This window comes from Streptomyces hilarionis (assembly GCF_024539675.1).
Lineage (GTDB): Bacteria > Actinomycetota > Actinomycetes > Streptomycetales > Streptomycetaceae > Streptomyces > Streptomyces hilarionis.
In genome coordinates this window covers 1-19,429 of sequence record NZ_JAHHIT010000170.1, presented here as the reverse complement: position 1 = coordinate 19,429, position 19,429 = coordinate 1, and the positions used below count along the sequence as shown (strand labels likewise).

The 19,429-nt window shown below is 71.0% G+C and carries 21 protein-coding genes; 13 read left to right on the top strand and 8 right to left on the bottom strand.

The window, feature by feature from the left end; translation table 11 throughout:
• The 3 genes from KMS84_RS32045 to KMS84_RS32035 form a co-directional block, all read left to right on the top strand.
• Positions 1-1,797: outer membrane protein assembly factor BamB family protein (locus KMS84_RS32045; RefSeq protein ID WP_256919995.1), on the top strand; the 1,797-nt coding region annotated here is incomplete at its 5' end.
• A gap of 240 nt (positions 1,798-2,037) precedes the next feature.
• The gene (locus KMS84_RS32040; protein ID WP_256919994.1) at positions 2,038-2,751 is read left to right on the top strand and encodes a helix-turn-helix transcriptional regulator; all 714 of its coding nucleotides are present in this window, start codon (positions 2,038-2,040) and stop codon (positions 2,749-2,751) included.
• Entirely contained in the window at positions 2,748-3,203 is a 456-nt protein-coding gene (locus KMS84_RS32035; protein WP_256919993.1) for a hypothetical protein, read from the top strand. The genes KMS84_RS32040 and KMS84_RS32035 overlap by 4 nt, the downstream gene beginning before the upstream one ends.
• Here KMS84_RS32035 and KMS84_RS32030 read toward each other — a convergent pair whose 3' ends face one another.
• Together KMS84_RS32030 and KMS84_RS32025 are read right to left on the bottom strand one after the other, a co-directional pair.
• Positions 3,204-3,464, bottom strand: a complete 261-nt coding sequence (locus KMS84_RS32030) for a DUF397 domain-containing protein (RefSeq protein WP_256919992.1) — start codon at positions 3,462-3,464, stop codon at positions 3,204-3,206.
• 8 nt (positions 3,465-3,472) lie between these two features.
• A complete protein-coding gene (locus tag KMS84_RS32025; protein WP_256919991.1) occupies positions 3,473-4,324 on the bottom strand; it encodes a helix-turn-helix domain-containing protein in 852 nt (283 codons plus the stop codon).
• A 196-nt stretch (positions 4,325-4,520) separates the two neighbouring features.
• On the opposite strand from KMS84_RS32025, the gene KMS84_RS32020 reads away from it, so the two are divergent.
• Both KMS84_RS32020 and KMS84_RS32015 read left to right on the top strand, forming a co-directional pair.
• Positions 4,521-4,949 carry an ATP-binding protein gene (locus KMS84_RS32020; protein WP_256919990.1) on the top strand — a complete coding sequence of 143 codons (429 nt, stop codon included), beginning with the start codon at positions 4,521-4,523 and terminating at the stop codon, positions 4,947-4,949.
• Positions 4,950-5,064: 115 nt separating this feature from the next.
• On the top strand, positions 5,065-5,337 hold the full coding sequence (locus tag KMS84_RS32015) for a hypothetical protein (protein WP_256919989.1): 273 nt from the start codon (positions 5,065-5,067) through the stop codon (positions 5,335-5,337).
• On the opposite strand, the gene KMS84_RS32010 is transcribed toward KMS84_RS32015, so the two are convergent.
• Together KMS84_RS32010 and KMS84_RS32005 are read right to left on the bottom strand one after the other, a co-directional pair.
• Positions 5,306-5,716, bottom strand: a complete 411-nt coding sequence (locus KMS84_RS32010) for a hypothetical protein (RefSeq protein WP_256919988.1) — start codon at positions 5,714-5,716, stop codon at positions 5,306-5,308. The two genes, KMS84_RS32015 and KMS84_RS32010, sit on opposite strands and share 32 nt — an antisense overlap.
• 34 nt (positions 5,717-5,750) lie before the next feature.
• The gene (locus KMS84_RS32005; RefSeq protein WP_256919987.1) at positions 5,751-7,442 is read right to left on the bottom strand and encodes a sodium:solute symporter family protein; all 1,692 of its coding nucleotides are present in this window, start codon (positions 7,440-7,442) and stop codon (positions 5,751-5,753) included.
• Positions 7,443-7,590: 148 nt separating this feature from the next.
• On the opposite strand from KMS84_RS32005, the gene galT reads away from it, so the two are divergent.
• From galT to galK, 3 genes are read left to right on the top strand one after another with little or no spacing between them, the layout of a single operon-like run.
• A complete protein-coding gene (gene galT / locus KMS84_RS32000; protein ID WP_256919986.1) occupies positions 7,591-8,652 on the top strand; it encodes a galactose-1-phosphate uridylyltransferase in 1,062 nt (353 codons plus the stop codon).
• A complete protein-coding gene (galE, locus tag KMS84_RS31995; protein ID WP_256919985.1) occupies positions 8,649-9,644 on the top strand; it encodes a UDP-glucose 4-epimerase GalE in 996 nt (331 codons plus the stop codon). Before galT ends, galE begins: the two co-directional genes overlap by 4 nt.
• Positions 9,644-10,801 (top strand): galactokinase, encoded by a 1,158-nt coding sequence (gene galK / locus KMS84_RS31990; RefSeq protein WP_256919984.1) that lies wholly within the window; start codon positions 9,644-9,646, stop codon positions 10,799-10,801. Before galE ends, galK begins: the two co-directional genes overlap by 1 nt.
• A 45-nt stretch (positions 10,802-10,846) precedes the next feature.
• Here the strand turns inward: galK and KMS84_RS31985 are convergent, their stop codons facing one another.
• Positions 10,847-11,314, bottom strand: a complete 468-nt coding sequence (locus tag KMS84_RS31985; RefSeq protein WP_256919982.1) for a GNAT family N-acetyltransferase — start codon at positions 11,312-11,314, stop codon at positions 10,847-10,849.
• A 313-nt stretch (positions 11,315-11,627) separates the two neighbouring features.
• Here KMS84_RS31985 and KMS84_RS31980 point away from each other — a divergent pair, with 313 nt between their 5' ends.
• Positions 11,628-12,395 (top strand): LuxR C-terminal-related transcriptional regulator, encoded by a 768-nt coding sequence (locus tag KMS84_RS31980; protein WP_256919981.1) that lies wholly within the window; start codon positions 11,628-11,630, stop codon positions 12,393-12,395.
• Here KMS84_RS31980 and KMS84_RS31975 read toward each other — a convergent pair.
• Positions 12,354-12,851: a MarR family winged helix-turn-helix transcriptional regulator gene (locus KMS84_RS31975; RefSeq protein WP_256919980.1), complete on the bottom strand. Its 498-nt coding sequence runs from the start codon at positions 12,849-12,851 to the stop codon at positions 12,354-12,356. The genes KMS84_RS31980 and KMS84_RS31975 overlap by 42 nt on opposite strands.
• 88 nt (positions 12,852-12,939) lie before the next feature.
• Between KMS84_RS31975 and KMS84_RS31970 the strand changes: the two genes are divergently transcribed.
• The 3 genes from KMS84_RS31970 to KMS84_RS31960 all read left to right on the top strand — a co-directional run bounded on the left by KMS84_RS31970 (position 12,940) and on the right by KMS84_RS31960 (position 14,421).
• Complete coding sequence (locus tag KMS84_RS31970) at positions 12,940-13,737, top strand: trans-aconitate 2-methyltransferase (RefSeq protein WP_256919979.1); 798 nt, start codon at positions 12,940-12,942, stop codon at positions 13,735-13,737.
• A 1-nt stretch (position 13,738) separates the two neighbouring features.
• Complete coding sequence (locus tag KMS84_RS31965) at positions 13,739-14,107, top strand: VOC family protein (RefSeq protein WP_256919978.1); 369 nt, start codon at positions 13,739-13,741, stop codon at positions 14,105-14,107.
• Positions 14,108-14,247: 140 nt separating this feature from the next.
• Entirely contained in the window at positions 14,248-14,421 is a 174-nt protein-coding gene (locus KMS84_RS31960) for a CsbD family protein (protein WP_069768604.1), read from the top strand.
• Between the two features lie 104 nt (positions 14,422-14,525).
• Here KMS84_RS31960 and KMS84_RS31955 read toward each other — a convergent pair whose 3' ends face one another.
• Complete coding sequence (locus KMS84_RS31955) at positions 14,526-15,212, bottom strand: TetR/AcrR family transcriptional regulator (protein WP_256919977.1); 687 nt, start codon at positions 15,210-15,212, stop codon at positions 14,526-14,528.
• Positions 15,209-16,219 (bottom strand): acyl-CoA desaturase, encoded by a 1,011-nt coding sequence (locus tag KMS84_RS31950; RefSeq protein WP_256919976.1) that lies wholly within the window; start codon positions 16,217-16,219, stop codon positions 15,209-15,211. The genes KMS84_RS31955 and KMS84_RS31950 overlap by 4 nt, the downstream gene beginning before the upstream one ends.
• Before the next feature lie 292 nt (positions 16,220-16,511).
• Between KMS84_RS31950 and ppc the strand changes: the two genes are divergently transcribed.
• Positions 16,512-19,265, top strand: coding sequence for a phosphoenolpyruvate carboxylase (ppc, locus tag KMS84_RS31945; protein ID WP_256919975.1), 2,754 nt, complete (start codon positions 16,512-16,514; stop codon positions 19,263-19,265).
• Positions 19,266-19,429 lie beyond the last annotated feature (164 nt).

Genomic DNA, 19,429 nt, shown 5'->3' with positions numbered 1-19,429 from the left:
CCCCAGCCGCCGCAGGCGGCCGCCCCCGCGGCGCCGTCCGGGCCCCCGCAGCCCCCGCAGCCGCAGCCCGGCTACGGCTACCCGCAGGCGCCGCCCGCGGCCGGCCCCGGCTACGGCTACCCGGCCCAGCCGGGCGCCTCGGCCCCCGGCCCGTCGGCGTACGGCCAGCCCCAGCCGGGCGCCTACGGCCAGCCCGCCACGGCGTACGGCCAGCAGCCGGGCTACGGCTACCCGGGCCAGCCCGGACAGCCGGGCTACCCCGCCCAGCCCGGCTACGGCTATCCGGGCCAGCCGACCGTGCCCATGCAGCCGCAGGTCGGCGCGGGGTCCACGGGATCCGGCCGGAAGATCAACGCGCAGATGGCGATCATCGTCTCCGCCGTCGCCGCGATCGCGCTCATCGTGGGCGGCGGCGTCTGGTACGCGAACTCCGGGGACGGCGGCAAGAAGAACGAGTCGAGCTCCGGCGGCGCGAACGGCGGCGGAGGGGACAAGGGCACGGGCGGCGCCGCGGGCGGCGGCACGACGGCGGGCGGCACCGAGAAGGCCCCCGCCGACCCCGCGGCCGGCGTCCTGTTCAAGACGCCGATGCCCGTGGTCAAGAAGGGCGACCACGTCGGCGTCAAGGGCTCCTGGCTGACCGACAAGGCGTACGTGAAGACGGGCGTCAACGAGATCGCCGGCTACGACCTGGTCAAGGGCACCAAGCTCTGGACGGTGCCGCTGCCCGGCCCGGTGTGCGAGGCCAGTCGCTTCGCCACCGCCGACTTCCGCACGGCGGTCACCTTCCAGGCGAGCACCGCCAAGACGGCCGGCTGCGACCAGGTCGCCGCGATCGACCTCGTCGCGGGCAAGCAGCTGTGGCGCAAGACCGTCGCGACCGGGGACCGCAACGTCACCTTCGACAACGTGACGGTCAGCGCGAAGACGGTCGCCCTGGGCAGCACCGAGGGCGGCGCGGCCTTCGACGTCGACTCCGGCAAGGCGCTGTGGGCGCCGAAGCCGGGCGACACCTGCTACGACGACGGCTACGGCGGCGGTCCCAAGCTGGTGGCCGTGCGCAAGTGCGGCCCCTACGACAACCCCGAGCTGCACATCCAGACCATCGACCCGGTCTCCGGGAAGGTGATCTCCGAGTACAAGCTCGCCTCGGGCATCGAGTACGCGTCCATCGTGTCCACCGACCCGCTGGTCGTGGCGGCCGACGTCGGCGACAGCGCCGGCGACGGCAGCGGCATCTCGGACTTCTTCTCCATCGACAACAAGACCGGCAAGCTGCGCACCCGCATCTCGGTGCCGGGCGACGAGTACGCGGCCGACTGCGAGGGGATCACCCGGGTCGAGGCCTGCATGGGCCTGGCCGTCGGCAACGACCGGATCTACGTCCCGACCGAGGAGCACGACAGCGGCGGCGACGGCGGCCGGTCGAACGAGATCGTCGCCTTCGACCTGGCCACCGGCAAGCCCACCGGCCAGCGCGCGGACGCCGGCGACGGCTACACGATCTACCCGCTGCGCATGGACGGCGCGAACCTGATCGCCTACAAGCGGCCGCCGTACGACAAGGGCGGACAGGTCGTCAGCCTGGCCGGCACGTCGTTCAAGGAGACCAAGCTGCTGGAGAACCCGGCCACGGACGAGGTGCACGACATCGAGATCGCCATGTCGCCGGAGTACTCCGAGGTCCTCTTCGGCAAGGGACGCCTGTACATGGCCGAGGTGTACGCCGACGACGGGTCGCTGTCGAGCGGCGATCCGCAGTACCTGGCCGTCGGCTTCGGCCCTGCGGGCAGCTGATCATCTTCATTGCCGTCGCGGCCCCGTCCCTGCTCAGGGGCGGGGCCGCGCATTTATCGTGCATGACCCTCGAATGCGAGGATTTTCGGCGATCCGGGGCACTTCTCGCCGGTAGGGGGAGCGCAACGTCGAACAAGCGTGTAGCTTCCTCGGGCATGAAGAGCGGGGGTGCCGGGGGGCGCCCCCCGTTGGTGCGCGTGGATCCGTGTGGGCATCCATGGGGGGACTGGGGGGTTGCTCGTGGGAGTGCGGCTGATGGTGGTCGACGACCACCGACTTCTCGCCGAGGCGCTGGCCTCGGCGCTGAAGCTGCGGGGGCACCGGGTGCTCGCCGCGGCGGCCCCGGCCGCGGGGGCGGCGGAACTGGTGATCACCCGCGCTCCGGAGGTGTGCCTGCTGGGCACCGCGCTCCCGGCCGAGCCGGGCATCTTCGACCCGGTGGTCCGCATCAAGCGTGAACGACCGCAGGTGGCCGTCCTGGTCCTCGGGCCGGTCCCGAGTCCGCGCGGCATCGCCGCCGCCTTCGCGGCCGGCGCCTCCGGCTACGTCCGCCACGACGAGCGCATCGAGGGTGTCGAGCGGGCCATCATGAAGGCGAGGGCGGGCGAGGCGGCCGTGGCCCCGTCCCTGCTCCAGGGCGCGTTCGGCGAGTTGCTCAACCCGGCGGCCCAGCCGGACGACGAGGGCCAGCGGCTGTTGCAGATGCTCACCCCGCGCGAGGTCGAGGTCCTCGTCCGGGTCGCCGACGGCGAGGACACCCGGCTGATCGCCGCCGGCATGAACATCGCCCCGTCGACGGCCCGCACGCACGTCCAGCGGGTCCTGATGAAGCTCGGCGTGGGCTCCCGCCTGGAGGCGGCGGCCCTGGCCGCCCGCACGGGCCTCCTGGACCGCGCGGGCCCCCTGCCGCACGGCTCCGGCGACACGGCGGCCGAACCGGGGGAGCCCGCATGAGAGCACGCGCGATCGTCCGGCGCGGCGCCCGCGTCGGCGCGCTGATCGGGGCGTGGCCGGCCGGCGTCGGCGGCGTCCTGTGCCTGGTCGCGGCGTTCGTCTTCCTGACCGGCGGCCTGTACGGGACCGCCCGCGCGCTGGCGGCCGCCGCGGGACTCGCCGTGCTCGGCGGCCTCGCGCTCGGCCTCGCGGTGGGCACGGCCACCGGCGTCGCCCTGGCGCTCGCCCCCCGGCGGCTGCTCGCCCACCCGGTGCCGCGAGGCCTCCTGGCCGCGTGCACGGCGGGCCTGCCGCTCGCGGCGCTCAGCGCCGTCCTGCTCACCGGCGACGGTTACACCCTCGCGAGCTACCCGCCGTCGACGCACGTCGTCGACGGGGCGGTGATCCTGACGGTCGCCCTGGTCGCGGCGGCCCGCAGCGGCGAGATCGCGGGCAGCGACGCCGAGGTCTGATCAGCGGCCCAGGCCGGCGCGTATCCCTGCCAGGAGGTGGGCGAGCGCGGCGGGGGTGGTGGTGAGAGCGGTCCCCGGCTCCTCGCTCTCCCGAAGGTGCAGGGCCGCGTCGGCGGGGGAGGCGGCGAGTTCTACGCAGGTGTCCCCTTCGCCGCCGTCGGAGAACGTCGATTTCTGCCAGGCTGCGGCCAGTTCGATGCAGGTGTTGCCCTCGCCGCCTCCGGAGAACGTGGATTTCTGCCAGCGCAGGCCAGTTTTCATAGGGCGACTCACAGCTCCTTGGTCATGCCGTGGATGAAGTCCCGCGACGTGGTCGGGTCCAATGACGCCTTCTCCACCTTGCGAAAGAGAGTTCGAAGCTGTCGCAACTGCGCCTCTGCGTCAATGAACAGGGTGCCGGTGGGGGTGTCCCGCATCCCGGTGTCCAATTGGGGCAGCGGCCCGCCCATGTACATCATCGATGCGTCGGCACCGGCGAAGCCGTCCTGATCCATGGGAATGACGCGCACCGAGACATGCCCTTGCTCGATCTGGTCGAGAATCCAACGGAGTTGGGCGGATGCGGTTCGACGGTCAGCCACCCGGACTCGTAGGGCGAACTCGTGGACGATCGTTTCGTAAGAGGTCGGGTGATCACGCTCGATGACCAAGCGACGGCGGATGCGGTGTTCCACCCGGGCTGTCAGCTCGCTGTCGGGCAACTCGGGACGCATGTACCCGAAGACGGCGCGGGCGTATTCGGGTGTCTGCAGTAGTCCCGGGACGTATGTGATGACGACTTCGTGCAGGAAGGTCGCATGGTGCTCGGCCTCCGCCACGTCCATGTGCACCTGGGGCAGGACCCCGCGGTAGTCGTCCCACCAACCGCGCGAGCGCTCCGTCGCCATCGCCACGAGCGCCTCGATCAACTCCTCGTCCGCACACGCGCAGTGCGCTGCCAGCCTGCGCAGCCGCTCCTCGCTGATTGCCGATGTCCCGGCCTCGATCTGACTCATGTGAGCTGAGCTCGACCCGAGGAGCCCCGCCACCTCCTTGGCCGGGAGGCCTGCCGCCTCCCGCAGTTTGCGCAGCTCGGAACCCAGGCGCACCTGCCGTGCCGTGGGTTGGTTCCGCATGGTCATCCGCGTAACTGCCTCTCCGGGACTCCTCGTTCGGGGGACAGATTACGGGAGGCGCTTGCGAGGGTATGAATTTCTACCCTACCGTCGGTGACGCACCGCGCACGCTGCGGAAGTGCACCGCTCCGCCCTGCCAGGGCGGCTGAGGCAGGCCACCGCCGGTGCGTCCCACTCCCCACGCCCCTCCTGGAGCTGACCCATGCCCGCCGCAGCCCACCCCGTCGACCCCGCCGACTCCTGGGAGTACTCGCTCTTCATCCCGAGCGATCCCCGTGCCGTCACCGTCTGCCGCCGCACCCTGCGTCTGGTCCTCACCCTGCACGGGCTGATCGGCCTCCTCGACACCGCGGAGCTGCTCGCTTCGGAGCTGATGTCCAACGCCGTCCTGCACACGAAGGGCCCGGCCTGTCTGCGGCTGCGGTTCCGGGACGGCGTCCTCCAGATCGGGGCGTGGGACGCCGACCCCGAGCCGCCCGGGCCGCCGTGTCGGCTGGAGGAGGTGACCGGCGCGGAGAGCGGGCGGGGGATGGGCCTCGTCCGGGCCTGCGCCGACGTCTGGCACTGGCAGCCGCTGTCCCGTATGGGACACCGCGGCAAGCTCGTGTGGTGCGAGCTGGCCGTCGCGTGAGGCGCGCAGATGGGCGTCCGCGGAGGTGCGGATCGGATCACCGCACCATACGGTCGGTGATCGTACCGCTCCATTCAGTGACGAAGCATGTCACTCAGCCGGAAAAGGGAATGTAATGCGCAAGCTTCACAAGACCGTGCTCGTGGCTGCCATGATCGGGACCCTCGGCCTCGCCGGGACCGGAGCCGCCTCCGCCCACGGTTCGGGTTCGGACGGCGACTCCAGGCAGTGCGCCAACCACGTGGAGAACATCTCGTTCGGCCTCATCAACATCCCGAACCTGAACCTCCCGCTGCTCGGCACCTCGTCGAACCAGACCGCGACGCAGCAGATCTGCAACAACGGCGACGACGCCGTCAACGCGAACGTCGCGAGCCACGAGGACTAGAACGACGCGGGCGGTCTCCCTCCAGTGCCTCGGGCGGCAGGGTGGGCGTCACCGGCGCGACCGGGCGCAGCTTCAGCCAGACCAGGAAGAAGAGGCCGAGGGCCAGCATGCCCAGGCCGGTCCACAGGTTGATGTTGATCCCCTGGGCCTTGTCGATCTCCGCGTCGCTGTCGGTGATGCCGGCGATCGTGACGATCACGCCGTAGACGACGAACAGGCCGCCGATGATGCGGCGCAGGTCGAAGATGCGGGCCGCGGTCGCGGACTTCTGCTCCAGCTCGGTGACCTCGCGCTGGACGTCGGCCTCGGAGTACCCCGCGCGCCGCAGCCGCTCCGCGGCGGCCTCGGCGCTCTCGGACGGTTCGAATTGCTCGGACATGGCGTTTCCATCCTCCCGCAGGTGTCGCGAGGGCTCAGAACGAGAACGGGATGTAGCACAGGGCGGCCAGGATCAGCGCGCCCCAGCCCAGCAGGGCCGGACGGCGGTACCACGCGTCGTCGCCCGCGGCCGGCGGCTCGGCCATGCCGGGGGAGACGGTGCCGTAGACCAGGCCCTGGAGCTCCTCGGCCGGCTTGGGGGCCGTGAACAGCGACACGATCACCATCACGACCGCGCCCGCCACGAAGCCCGCGATCGCGGAGACGAAGTTGGCGCCCTGGTCGGTGGGGATGCCGATGACGTCCTGCTTGTAGAGGACGAAGTAGTTCACCATCGCGGCCGTGGTGCCCGCGAGCAGGCCCCAGAAGCCCGACTTCTTCGACGCCCGCTTCCAGAACATGCCGACGATGAAGACGACGAACATCGGCACGTTGAAGAAGGAGAACAGCGTCTGGAGGTAGCTCATGATGTTGGAGAAGGACGACGCCAGGAACGCCGTGCCCACGGACGCGGCCACGCCGATCGCCGTGATCAGACGGCCGAACCGGACGTAGTAGGCGTCCTCCCGGCCCAGCACCACGTACTTGGCCCAGATGTCGGTCGTGAACACCGTGTTGAACGACGAGATGTTCGCCGCCATGCCCGCCATGAACGCGGCCAGCAGGCCCGTCACCGCGATGCCCAGCACACCGTTGGGCAGCAGCTCCTGCATGAGGTAGGGGATCGCGTCGTTGTACTGGAGGTCCGAGCCGCCGGTGCCGATCTTCGGGACCAGGACCGCGGCGACCAGGCCCGGGATCATCACCAGGAAGACGATGAAGATCTTCGGGAAGGCCGCGATGAGGGGGGTGCGCTGGGCCGCGGAGAGGTTCTTCGCCGACAGGGCGCGCTGCACCTCGGCGAAGTTGGTCGTCCAGTAGCCGAAGGACAGGACGAAGCCGAGGCCCAGCACGATCGTGAGCCAGTTCGCGCCCAGCGGGTTGGCGCTGCCGATGCCCGTGCCGCCCCAGGCGGTCACGAAGTCGTCCCCGTGGGTCGCGGTCAGCTTGTCGCTCAGGCCGTCCCAGCCGCCCACCTTCTTCAGGCCCAGCACCGACAGCGGGATCAGCGCCGCCAGGATCACGAAGAACTGGAGCACCTCGTTGTAGATGGCCGAGGACAGGCCGCCGAGCGTGATGTACGCCAGCACGAAGAAGCCCGCGACCACGATCGCCACCCACTGCGGCCAGCCCAGCAGCGCCTCGACGACGATCGCGAGCGCGTACAGGTTCACCCCGGCGATGAGGATCGCGGCGAACGCGAACAGGGCCGAGCTGAGCAGGTGCGCGGCCTTGTCGAAGCGCAGCAGCAGCATCTCCGGGACCGAGCGGACCTTGCTGCCGTAGTAGAACGGCATCATCACCAGGCCGAGGAACACCATCGCCGGAATGGCGCCGATCCAGTACCAGTGCACGGTGTACGCGCCGTACTGTGCGCTGTTCGCGGCCATGCCCAGGATCTCGGTGGCGGCCAGGTTGGCCGAGACGAACGCCAGACCGGTGATCCAGGCGGGCAGGGAGCGGCCGGAGAGGAAGAAGTCGAGGCTGGTCTTCACCGATCTGCGGGCGGCGAAGCCGATGCCCAGGACCACGACGAAGTAGATGCCGAGGATCGTGTAGTCGAGCCAGTTCGTGGGGAGGCGCAGCTCCGCGGCCAGCTGTGGCGACGGGTGTGTGGGGGTTCGCATGCCCTGCTCACTTCTTTTGGTGTTCTTTGTTTGGTTGTGATGGTGACCTGGCTGGGAGTTTGTGCTTTTATGTGTTTGGTTCTGTTGGAAGCTTCGCTAGGTGTACGGGTCTAGGTCCGCGGATCTAGAGGTACGGAGGAGAGTCGCGGTGAAGAAGACCTCGACCCGCTTGGCCGACGGTCGTGAGCTGATCTACTACGACCAGCGGGACGACGCGGTGCGCGACGCGGTGGACAGACGTCCGCTCGACCCCACGGTCACCACTTCGGAGGTACGGCGCGACCCGCTGCTCGGCGACTCCATCGCCGTCGCCTCGCACCGGCAGGGCCGCACCTACCACCCGCCCGCCGACGAGTGCCCGCTCTGCCCCTCGCAGGGCGACCGGCTCAGCGAGATCCCGGACTCCTCGTACGACGTCGTCGTCTTCGAGAACCGTTTCCCCTCGCTGGCCGGCGACTCCGGGCGCTGCGAGGTGGTCTGCTTCACCTCCGACCACAACGCGGCCTTCGCCGACCTGACCGAGGAGCAGGCGCGACTCGTCCTGGACGCGTGGACGGACCGGACGTCCGAGCTGTCGCATCTGCCCTCCGTGGAACAGGTGTTCTGCTTCGAGAACCGCGGCGCCGAGATCGGCGTGACACTGGGTCACCCGCACGGGCAGATCTACGCCTACCCGTTCACCACCCCGCGCACCGCCCTGATGCTGCGTTCGGTCGGCGCGCACAAGGAGGCGACCGGCGGGGAGAACCTCTTCGACGCCGTCCTGGAGCGTGAACTCGCGGGCGAGCGGGTCGTCCTGGAGAGTGAACACTGGGTCGCGTTCGTGCCGTTCGCCGCGCACTGGCCCTACGAGGTGCACCTGTACCCCAGGCGCCGGGTGCCGGACCTGCTGGCCCTCGACGAGGACGCGCGCACAGAGTTTCCCCAGGTCTACCTGGAACTCTTGAGGCGCTTCGACCGGATCTTCGGCGAAGGTGAACCGCCCACGCCGTACATCGCCGCCTGGCACCAGGCGCCGTTCGGCGCGCTGGAGGAGTTCGAGGGCGTCAACCGCGACGACTTCGGGCTGCACCTGGAGCTTTTCACCATCCGCCGCACGTCCGGCAAGCTGAAGTTCCTCGCGGGCTCCGAGTCCGGCATGAACGTCTTCATCAACGACGTGCCGCCGGAGTTCGCGGCCCGGCGACTGCGAGAGGTAGCGAGTTCATGAGCGGGACCACCGGCACGAGCGGCAAGTATCTGGTCACGGGCGGCGCGGGCTACGTCGGCGGCGTCGTCGCCCAGCACCTGCTGGAGGCCGGCCACGAGGTCGTCGTCCTCGACAACCTCTCCACCGGCTTCCGCGAGGGCGTCCCCGCCGGCGCCACGTTCATCGAGGGCGACATCCGCGACGCGGGCAAGCACCTCGACGACTCCTTCGACGCGGTGCTCCACTTCGCCGCGTTCTCGCAGGTGGGCGAGTCCGTCGTCAAGCCGGAGAAGTACTGGGAGAACAACGTCGGCGGCACCATGGCGCTGCTCGGCGCCATGCGCGAGGCGGGCGTGCGCAAGCTGGTGTTCTCGTCCACCGCGGCCACCTACGGCGAGCCGGAGCAGGTCCCGATCGTCGAGACCGCGCCCACGAAGCCGACCAACCCGTACGGCGCCTCCAAGCTCGCCGTCGACCACATGATCAGCGGCGAGGCCGCGGCCCACGGGCTCGGCGCCGTCTCCCTGCGCTACTTCAACGTGGCCGGCGCGTACGGCGCGCAGGGCGAACGCCACGCACCCGAGTCGCACCTCATCCCGCTCGTCCTCCAGGTCGCCCAGGGCCGCCGCGAGGCCATCTCGGTCTACGGCGACGACTACCCGACCCCCGACGGCACCTGCGTGCGCGACTACATCCACGTCGCCGACCTCGCCGAGGCCCACCTGCTCGCCGTCGCGGCCGCGAAGCCCGGCGAGCACCTGATCTGCAACCTCGGCAACGGCAACGGCTTCTCCGTGCGCGAGGTCGTCGAGACCGTCCGCAAGGTCACCGGGCACCCGATCCCCGAGATCACGGCCCCGCGCCGCGCCGGGGACCCGGCCGTCCTGGTCGCCTCCGCGGCCACCGCCCACGAGCGCCTCGGCTGGAGCCCGTCCCGCGCGGACCTCGCGGGTATCGTCGCGGACGCGTGGACGTTCGCGCAGCACATCGCCGACAGCGCAGGGGAGCGGTAATGGGGGCAGAGCAGGTCCGGGACGGCTTCGTCGAGCTGTACGGGGCCCGGCCCGACGGGGTGTGGGCGGCGCCCGGCCGCGTCAACCTCATCGGCGAGCACACCGACTACAACGACGGCTTCGTGATGCCCTTCGCGCTGCCGCACACGGCCGTCGCCGCGGTCTCCCGGCGCACGGACGGCGTGCTGCGGCTGCACTCGGCCGACCTCGACACGGGCGTCGCCGAACTGCGCCTGGACGAGCTGGCGCCCGAGTCCGACAAGGCCTGGACCGCGTACCCGGCGGGCGTGGTGTGGGCCCTGCGCGAGGCCGGCCATCCGGTGACCGGCGCCGACGTCCACCTGTCGTCGACCGTCCCGTCGGGCGCGGGCCTGTCCTCCTCGGCGGCCATCGAGGTCGTCGTGGCGCTGGCCCTGAACGACCTGTTCGCGCTCGGCCTCCAGGGCTGGCAGCTCGCCCGGCTGTGCCAGCGCGCCGAGAACGTCTACGTCGGCGCGCCCACCGGCATCATGGACCAGACGGCGTCCGCGTGCTGCGAGGACGGCCACGCGCTGTTCCTCGACACCCGCGACCTCTCCCAGAAGCAGATCCCCCTCGACCTCGCCGCCGAGGGACTGCGCCTGCTGGTGGTCGACACCCGGGTCACGCACGCCCACAGCGGCGGCGAGTACGGCAAGCGCCGGGCCGGCTGCGAGAAGGGCGCCGCCCTCCTCGGCGTCGACGCGCTGCGCGACATCGCGTACGCCGACCTGGACGCGGCCCTCGACCGCCTCGGCGACGACGAGGAGATCCGCCGCCTCGTGCGCCACGTCGTCACGGAGGACCAGCGCGTCGAACAGGTCGTCGCCCTCCTGGAGTCGGGCGGCGACACCCGCGCCGTCGGGCCGGTCCTGACGGCGGGTCACGCCTCCCTGCGCGACGACTTCAGGGTCTCGTGCCCCGAACTGGACCTCGTCGTCGACACCGCGCTCGCGCACGGTGCGCTGGGGGCGCGGATGACCGGCGGCGGGTTCGGCGGCTCGGCGATCGTGCTGGCCGAGGCCACCGACGTCGAGGCGCTCACCAAGGCCGTCGGCGAGGCGTTCGCGGCCGCGGGCCACACGTCCCCGCGGGTGTTCGAGGCCGTGCCCTCCGCGGGAGCACGGCGCCTGGTCTGAACCGGGCCGTGCCGGTGTCGCCACCGGGGTGGGGCGCGGAGCGCCTCACCCCGGTTCGTGCGTGAGGCGCTTGGTCAGCGTGTACTCAGTGACGCCCGGCGGGTAGTCCTCGATCACGCACACCACCTGGTAGCCGTGGCGCCGGTAGAACTCCGGGGCCTGGAAGTCCCACGTCTCCAGCCGGACCCGCGTGCAGCCCCGTTCCTCGCGGGCGACGCGCTCCGCCTCGGCGAGGAGCCGCGAGCCCAGGCCCGCCCCGCGGTGACGGGCGTCCACCCACAGGTGGGCGACGTGCAGCCAGGCCGTCCAGGTGTGGCCCACCAGACCGCCGGCCAGTTCGCCGCCCGGACCACACGCCCACACGTGCAGCGGCGACTCGCGTTCCGCCGGGGTGCCGCGCAGGGCGCGCAGGACCGGTGACGCCTGCGTGTTGGCGGCCAGGAGCCGCGAACGGAGAAGATCGCGCCGAGTCCTGTCGACTTCTGTCTCAAGACGGAACATGCGGCACACCATAAACGCGTCCGCGAATTAGTTCTGCACATTGCCTTCCGCTGTCGGCCCACAGCTCTACGCTGAGAACAACACCGGTGGGGGCCGGTGCTGATCAGGGGGCGAGACGGCCGGGTACGACGCCCGCGGTGGGGGTAGCAGTGTCTGCACGGCGGCGGCCGTGCGGCCAGGGCGCTCCCCGCGAGCGTCGTGCCCGCGCAGGTCGCCGTTCTCCGTGTTCTCCATGCTCTCCGTGTACGTGGCGTTCTTGGTGTTCTCCGTCTCCGGACCTTGGGGTATCCCCTGCTCCGTGAAGGAGCTCGGGGAAGGGGGTTTCGTGGTTCGCATCCGTGTACTGGTCGTCGACGACCACCGCATCTTCGCCGAATCGCTCGCCGCGGCACTGGCCGCCGAGCCCGACGTCGACGTGTCCGCGGCCGGCAGCGGCCCGGCGGCACTGCGCAGCCTGGACCGCGCGGTCGCCGAAGGGCGCCGGTACGACGTCCTGCTCGTCGACGCGGACCTGGGCGACACGCTGCCCGGCATACGGTCCGCCGCGTCCGTGCACGACGCGGGGGAGGACGGCCTCGTCGACGGGATATCGCTGGTCGCGGGCGTGCGCAGCGCACAGCCCCACGTCCGTGTCGTCGTACTGGCCGAGAAGGACGACGCGCGCCGCGCGGCGCTCGCGCTCCAGGCCGGGGCGTCCGGCTGGGTGGCGAAGGACTGCTCGCTCTCGCGCCTGCTGACCGTCATCCGGGGCGTGCTGCGCGAGGAGACGCACCTGCCGCCCGCCCTGCTCACCGGCGTCCTGCGGGAGTTGACGGCCGCCCGCAAGCACCGCACCGAGAGCGAACGCCTGGTGGAGTCCCTCACGCCGAGGGAACGCGAGGTGCTGCGGTGCATGGTGGCGGGGCTGGGGCGCAAGGCCGTCGCCGAGCGCCTGTTCCTGTCCCCGCACACCGTGCGCACCCATATGCAGAACGTCCTCGGCAAACTGGGCGTGCACTCCACGCTCGCCGCGGTCGCCCTCGCCCGGCGGGCAGGGGTCGGCCCGGTCGACCTAGCCGGGGATGTTGTCGAACGGGGCGGTCAACTGGCGTAGCAGGCCCGCCAGTTCGGTGCGCTGTAGCTGCGAGAGCTCGGCCAGGATCGCCCGCTCCTGGTCGAGCAGACCGGCGAGCGCCTGGTCGGCGCGGTCCTTGCCGTCGTCCGTGAGACGCACCAGCACGCCCCGCCGGTCGCTCGGGTCCGGCAGTCGCTCCACCAGGCCCTTCTTCGCCAGGCGGTCGATGCGGTTGGTCATGGTGCCCGAGGTGACCAGCGTCTGCGTCAGCAGTTGTCCGGGGGAGAGCTGATACGGCGCTCCCGCGCGCCGCAGCGCCGTCAGGACGTCGAACTCCCACGGCTCCAGCTGGTGCTCGGAGAACGCCAGCCGGCGCGCCCGGTCCAGGTGCCGGGCCAGCCTGCTCACCCGGCTGAGTACTTCCAGCGGCTCCACGTCGAGGTCCGGGCGCTCCCGGCGCCACGCTGCGACCAGCCGATCGACCTCGTCCTCCATGACGATCAGTGTAGTGGTTGTGTCGACATGAAGTCTCTTGATGTCGAGTCTCTTGACGTCGAGATAAATTGGCGGGAGAGTCGGCAGCATGACGACCAACCCCTCCTGGGACCCGGCCCAGTACCTGCGCCACGCCGGCCACCGCGCCCGCCCCTTCGCCGACCTCCTCGCCCGCGTCCCCGCCCTGCCCCGCGAACCGCCCCGCATCGCCGACCTCGGCTGCGGCCCCGGCAACCTCACCGCCGTCCTCGCCGACCGCTGGCCCACCGCCCGGATCACCGGCTACGACAACTCGCCGCAGATGCTCGCCGACGCGGCCGCCCACGCGGGCCCGCACCTCGACTTCGCCCACGCCGACCTCACCGCCTGGACGCCCGCCGAGACCTACGACCTCCTCGTGTCCAACGCCGCCCTCCAATGGGTCCCCGGCCACCTCGACGCCCTCCCCAGCTGGCTCGACGGCCTCGCCCCGGGCGGAACCCTCGCCTTCCAGGTCCCGCACAACACCGACGCCCCGCTGCACGCCCTGATGCGCGAGCTCGCCGGCGCCCCCCGCTGGAAGAGCCGCCTCGCCCACGTCCTGCGCCACGAGGACACCGTCCACGCACCCGGCGTCTACCTCGACCGGCTCGCCCGCCTCGGCTGCGCCACCGACGTGTGGACCACGACCTACCTGCACGTCCTGACCGGCGAGGACCCCGTCCTGGACTGGGTCAAGGGCACCGGACTGCGCCCCGCCCTCGACGCCCTCGCCGACGACCCCGCCGAACGCGACGCCTTCGTCACCGCCTACCGCGACCTGCTGCGCGAGGCCTACCCGAGCGCCGGGCACGGCACCGTCCTGCCCTTCCGCCGCCTGTTCGCCGTCGCCACGAAAGCGGGCTGACATGTTCACCGCCATCGACCACGTCCAGCTCGCCGCCCCGCCCGGCTCCGAGGACCTGCTGCGCGCCTTCTACGCGGACGCCCTCGGCATGACCGAGATCCCCAAGCCGCCCGCGCTCGCTGCCCGCGGAGGATGCTGGTTCCGGGCCGGGCCCGTCCAGCTCCACCTGGGCATCGAGCCCGGCTTCACCCCCGCCCGCAAGGCCCACCCCGGACTGCGGGTCACCGGCATCGACGCCTGCGCGGCCCGGCTGGCACGGCACGGGACACCGGTCACCTGGGACGACGCCCTCCCCGGACACCGCCGCTTCCACGCCCACGACCCCGTCGGCAACCGACTGGAGTTCCTCGAGCCCGACGACGGGCCGTGAGGGCAGGGCGAGGCAGGGCGAGGCAGGGCGGGGTGGTGCGAGGCGGCACGAGGTCCGGGAAGCGGAGGGGTTTGAGGCGGGCGAGGCGGGTCACCCGTTGTACAGAGAGCGCACGCAAACCTGACTGGGAGTGATGAACAGTGGCAGGCGAGCAGAAGTCCAAGGCGAAGATGGAACAGGCCAAGGGCAAGGCCAAGGAGACGGTCGGCCGTGCCGTGGGCAACGAGAGGCTCGAAGCCGAGGGCCGCGCGGACCAGGCCAAGGGTGACGCGCGACAGGCCAAGGAGAAGACGAAGGACGTCTTCAAGCACTGACGGCGCGCGGAGCGGCGCCGACCGGCGCCGGGACACCCGCGCGGAACACGCGTCGGGCCCCCCGTCCCACGGGACGGGGGGCCCGACGCGTGTCCGGTCGCCGCTCAGCTCTTGCGTCGCCCGATCAGATGCGGCTTGGCCTCCAGGCCGTCCAGCCCGTGCCACGACAGGTTCACCAGGTGGGCCGCCACCTCCGCCTTCTTCGGGCGGCGCACGTCCAGCCACCACTGGCCGGTCAGCGCCACCATGCCCACCAGGGCCTGCGCGTAGAGGGGGGCCAGCTTCGCGTCGAAGCCGCGGTTCTTGAACTCGCGGCCCAGGATGTCCTCCACCTGCGTGGCGATGTCGGAGATCAGCGAGGCGAAGGTGCCCGTCGACTGCGGGATGGGCGAGTCGCGCACCAGGATGCGGAAGCCGTCCGTGTACTCCTCGATGTAGTCGAGAAGCGCGAACGCCGCCTGTTCCAGCAGCTCACGAGGGTGGCCCGCCGTCAACGACGAGGTGACCATGTCCAGCAGCCGGCGCATCTCCCGGTCCACCACGACCGCGTACAGCCCCTCCTTGCCGCCGAAGTGCTCGTACACCACCGGCTTGGACACCCCGGCCTTCGCCGCGATCTCCTCCACCGACGTGCCCTCGAAGCCCTTCGCCGCGAACAGGGTGCGACCGATCTCCAGCAACTGCTGACGACGCTCCGCCCCCGTCATCCTGGTACGGCGCGCTCGCCGCGGCTTCACTTCACCGCTGGGACTGGAGGTGTTGCTGGGATCGGTCGCCACGCCGTCAATCATGCCGCCTCGGCGGCCGCCCTCCCCTGCCGGGAGCCGTCCTCACCGGTGTTACGGCGCGAATCGATACGCGAGCGTGACGGCCAGCGCACGTCGTAGGCCCAGCCGAGCATCTCGAACCACCGGATGAAGCGCGCCGAGGAGTCCACCTGGCCCCGCATCACCCCGTGGCGCGCCGACGTCGGGTCGGCGTGGTGCAGGTTGTGCCAGGACTCGCCGCAGGACAGGACCGCCAGCCACCACACGTTGCCGGAACGGTCGCGGGACTTGAACGGACGCTTGCCCACCGCGTGACAGATCGAGTTGATCGACCACGTCACGTGGTGCAGCAGGGCCACCCGCACCAGCGAGCCCCAGAAGAACGCCGTGAACGCGCCCCACCAGGACATCGTCACCAGCCCGCCCACCAGCGGCGGGATCGCCAGCGACACCACGGTGAACAGGACGAACTGCCGCGAGATCCGGCGGATCGCCGGGTCCCTGATCAGGTCCGGCGCGTACTTCTCCTGCGGCGTCTGCTCCTCGTCGAACATCCATGCGATGTGGGCCCACCACAGGCCCTTCATCAGCGCGGGCACCGTCTCCCCGAACCGCCACGGCGAATGCGGGTCGCCGTCCGCGTCGGAGTACTTGTGGTGCTTGCGATGGTCGGCCACCCAACGCACCAGCGGACCCTCCACCGCCAGGGAACCCATGACCGCCAACGCGATCCGCAACGGCCGCTTCGCCTTGAACGAACCGTGGGTGAAGTACCGGTGGAAACCGATCGTGATGCCGTGGCAGCCGAGGAAGTACATGAAGACCATCAGCCCCATGTCCAGCCAGCTCACCCCCCACCCCCACGCCAGCGGCACCGCGGCCAGCACGGCGAGGAACGGGACGACGATGAAGAGCAGCAGCATGATCTGCTCGATGGATCGCTTCTGCTCGCCACCGAGCGTGGCGGACGGCGTGGTGGCGCCGCCCGGCGTCTTCGAAGGGTCTTCGATCACGTTGGAGCCTGTGGTCATGCACGTCCCCTGGGGGGTCTTGGAAGGAGGGAGGTCGCCGTGCCCACGGAACCTCGGGGTGATACCTACGGTTCCGTAACCTACGGCATCGTAAGTATGGCAGCGCACCGCCCCGCGGCAAGAGCCCGCCAACCTGCGCGTCCCCGAGGACACCTATCCTTGGAGACGGTCGGACAGCGCGGTCCGCTCTGATTTCTTCCCGGATGTCAGGACCCCCATGCGGCGTCCGCCGCGAGGCCCGGCATCCGAGTTCCCTCCCGGACGAGCTTCAACACTGCAAGGAGCCGCACCTGTGAGCAGTGCCGACGACCTTGGCCAGGCCAACACCACGACCAGCACCGAGCTGCGCGCCGACATCCGCCGACTGGGCGACCTCCTCGGAGAGACCCTCGTCCGGCAGGAGGGCCCCGAGCTCCTCGACCTGGTCGAGAAGGTCCGCCGCCTCACCCGAGAGGACGGCGACGCCGCCGCCGAGCTGCTGCGAGGCATCGAACTGGAGACCGCGGCCAAGCTGGTCCGCGCCTTCTCCACCTACTTCCACCTCGCCAACGTCACCGAACAGGTCCACCGCGGACGCGAACTGCGCGAGCGCCGCGCCGCCGAGGGCGGCCTCCTCGCCCGCACCGCCGACCGCCTCAAGGACGCCGACCCCGAACACGTCGCCCAGACGGTCCGCCACCTCAACGTGCGCCCCGTCTTCACGGCACACCCCACCGAAGCCGCGCGCCGGTCGGTCCTCAACAAGCTCCGGCGCATCGCCGCACTCCTCGAGACCCCGGTCATCGAGTCCGACCGCCGCCGCTACGACACCCGCCTCGCCGAGAACATCGACCTCGTCTGGCAGACCGACGAACTGCGCGTCGTACGCCCCGAGCCCGCCGACGAGGCCCGCAACGCCATCTACTACCTCGACGAACTCCACGCCGGCGCCGTCGGCGACGTCCTCGAGGACCTGACGGCCGAACTGGAACGCGTCGGAGTCAAGCTCCCCGACGACACCCGCCCCCTCACCTTCGGCACCTGGATCGGCGGCGACCGCGACGGCAACCCCAACGTCACCCCCGCCGTGACCTGGGACGTCCTCATCCTCCAGCACGAACACGGCATCAACGACGCCCTGGAGACCATCGACGAGCTGCGCGGATTCCTGTCGAACTCCATCCGCTACACCGGCGCCACCGACGAACTCCTCGCCTCCCTCCAGAACGACCTCGAGCGACTCCCCGAGATCAGCCCCCGCTACAAGCGCCTCAACGCCGAGGAGCCCTACCGGCTCAAGGCCACCTGCATCCGCCAGAAGCTCGAGAACACCAAGCAGCGCCTCGCCAAGGGCATCCCCCACGAGCCCGGCCACGACTACCTCGGCACCAGCGAGCTCCTCAACGACCTCACCCTCATCCAGACCTCCCTGCGCGAACACCGCGGCGGACTCTTCGCCGACGGCCGCATGAACCGCACCATCCGCACCCTCGCCGCCTTCGGCCTCCAGCTCGCCACCATGGACGTCCGCGAACACGCCGACGCCCACCACCACGCCCTCGGCCAGCTCTTCGACCGCCTCGGCGAGGAATCCTGGCGCTACACCGACATGCCCCGCGAGTACCGCACCAAGCTCCTCGCCAAGGAACTCAGGTCACGCCGGCCCCTCGCCCCCACCCCGGCCCCCGTCGATGCCGCCGGCGAGAAGACCCTCGGCGTCTTCCTCACCGTCAAGCGCGCCCTCGAAGTCTTCGGACCCGAGGTCATCGAGTCCTACATCATCTCCATGTGCCAGGGCGCCGACGACGTCTTCGCCGCCGCCGTCCTCGCCCGCGAGGCCGGCCTGATCGACCTGCACGCCGGCTGGGCCAAGATCGGCATCGTCCCCCTGCTGGAGACCACCGACGAACTCAAGGCCGCCGACACCATCCTGGAGGACATGCTCTCCGACCCGTCGTACCGCCGCCTGGTGGCACTGCGCGGAGACGTCCAGGAAGTCATGCTCGGCTACTCCGACTCCTCCAAGTTCGGCGGCATCACCACCAGCCAGTGGGAGATCCACCGCGCCCAGCGCCGCCTGCGCGACGTCGCCCACCGCTACGGCGTCCGCCTGCGCCTCTTCCACGGCCGCGGCGGCACCGTCGGCCGCGGCGGCGGCCCCTCCCACGACGCCATCCTCGCCCAGCCCTGGGGCACCCTCGAAGGCGAGATCAAGGTCACCGAACAGGGCGAGGTCATCTCCGACAAGTACCTCATCCCCTCCCTCGCCAGGGAGAACCTGGAACTGACGGTCGCCGCCACCCTCCAGGCCTCCGCCCTGCACACCGCCCCCCGCCAGTCCGACGAGGCCCTCGCCCGCTGGGACGCCGCCATGGACGTCGTCTCCGACGCCGCCCACGCCGCCTACCGGGCCCTCGTCGAGGACCCCGACCTGCCCACGTACTTCCTCGCCTCCACCCCCGTCGACCAGCTCGCCGACCTGCACCTCGGCTCCCGGCCCGCCCGCCGCCCCGGCTCCGGCGTCTCCCTCGACGGCCTGCGCGCCATCCCCTGGGTCTTCGGCTGGACCCAGTCACGGCAGATCGTCCCCGGCTGGTTCGGCGTCGGCTCCGGCCTCAAGGCCCTGCGCGAGGCAGGCCTGCGCCACGAAGGCGACACCGTGCTCGAAGAAATGCACGAACAGTGGCACTTCTTCCGCAACTTCATCTCCAACGTCGAGATGACCCTCGCCAAGACCGACCTGCGCATCGCCCAGCACTACGTCGACACCCTCGTCCCCGACGAACTGCGCCACATCTTCGACACCATCAAGGCCGAACACGCCCTCACCGTCGCCGAGGTCCTCAAGGTCACCGGCGAACGCGAGCTGCTCGACGCCACCCCGGCCCTCAAGCAGACCTTCAGCATCCGCGACGCCTACCTGGACCCCATCTCCCACCTCCAGGTCACCCTGCTCAAGCGCCAGCGCGACGCGGCGGCCGCCGGCGCCGAACCCGACCCCCTCCTGTCCCGCGCCCTCCTCCTCACCGTCAACGGCGTGGCAGCCGGCCTGCGCAACACCGGCTGACCCCACCCGCCACACACCCCCACGACACCACGGCGCCCCCGGGTTCACCCGAACCCGGGGGCGCCGTCACCTGCGCACACCCCGACCCACCACACCCGCGGAACCAGCCCTCAGATCGCCACGAAAGCCGCCGTCAGCAACGCCACCCCCGACCCCGCCAGCAC

Excerpts from the sequence above, each read along its gene's own strand:
- KMS84_RS31965 (WP_256919978.1), top strand. The coding sequence starts at position 13,739 with ATGTTCACCGCCATCGACCACGTCCAGCTCGCCGCCCCGCCCGGCTCC.
- galK (WP_256919984.1), top strand. The coding sequence starts at position 9,644 with ATGGGGGCAGAGCAGGTCCGGGACGGCTTCGTCGAGCTGTACGGGGCC.
- KMS84_RS32030 (WP_256919992.1), bottom strand. The coding sequence starts at position 3,464 with ATGAAAACTGGCCTGCGCTGGCAGAAATCCACGTTCTCCGGAGGCGGC.
- KMS84_RS32010 (WP_256919988.1), bottom strand. The coding sequence starts at position 5,716 with ATGTCCGAGCAATTCGAACCGTCCGAGAGCGCCGAGGCCGCCGCGGAG.
- KMS84_RS31985 (WP_256919982.1), bottom strand. The coding sequence starts at position 11,314 with ATGGTGTGCCGCATGTTCCGTCTTGAGACAGAAGTCGACAGGACTCGG.
- KMS84_RS31955 (WP_256919977.1), bottom strand. The coding sequence starts at position 15,212 with ATGATTGACGGCGTGGCGACCGATCCCAGCAACACCTCCAGTCCCAGC.
- galE (WP_256919985.1), top strand. The coding sequence starts at position 8,649 with ATGAGCGGGACCACCGGCACGAGCGGCAAGTATCTGGTCACGGGCGGC.
- KMS84_RS32005 (WP_256919987.1), bottom strand. The coding sequence starts at position 7,442 with ATGCGAACCCCCACACACCCGTCGCCACAGCTGGCCGCGGAGCTGCGC.
- KMS84_RS32020 (WP_256919990.1), top strand. The coding sequence starts at position 4,521 with ATGCCCGCCGCAGCCCACCCCGTCGACCCCGCCGACTCCTGGGAGTAC.
- KMS84_RS31950 (WP_256919976.1), bottom strand. The coding sequence starts at position 16,219 with ATGACCACAGGCTCCAACGTGATCGAAGACCCTTCGAAGACGCCGGGC.
- KMS84_RS32035 (WP_256919993.1), top strand. The coding sequence starts at position 2,748 with ATGAGAGCACGCGCGATCGTCCGGCGCGGCGCCCGCGTCGGCGCGCTG.
- KMS84_RS32015 (WP_256919989.1), top strand. The coding sequence starts at position 5,065 with ATGCGCAAGCTTCACAAGACCGTGCTCGTGGCTGCCATGATCGGGACC.
- KMS84_RS32025 (WP_256919991.1), bottom strand. The coding sequence starts at position 4,324 with ATGACCATGCGGAACCAACCCACGGCACGGCAGGTGCGCCTGGGTTCC.
- KMS84_RS31975 (WP_256919980.1), bottom strand. The coding sequence starts at position 12,851 with ATGGAGGACGAGGTCGATCGGCTGGTCGCAGCGTGGCGCCGGGAGCGC.
- KMS84_RS31970 (WP_256919979.1), top strand. The coding sequence starts at position 12,940 with ATGACGACCAACCCCTCCTGGGACCCGGCCCAGTACCTGCGCCACGCC.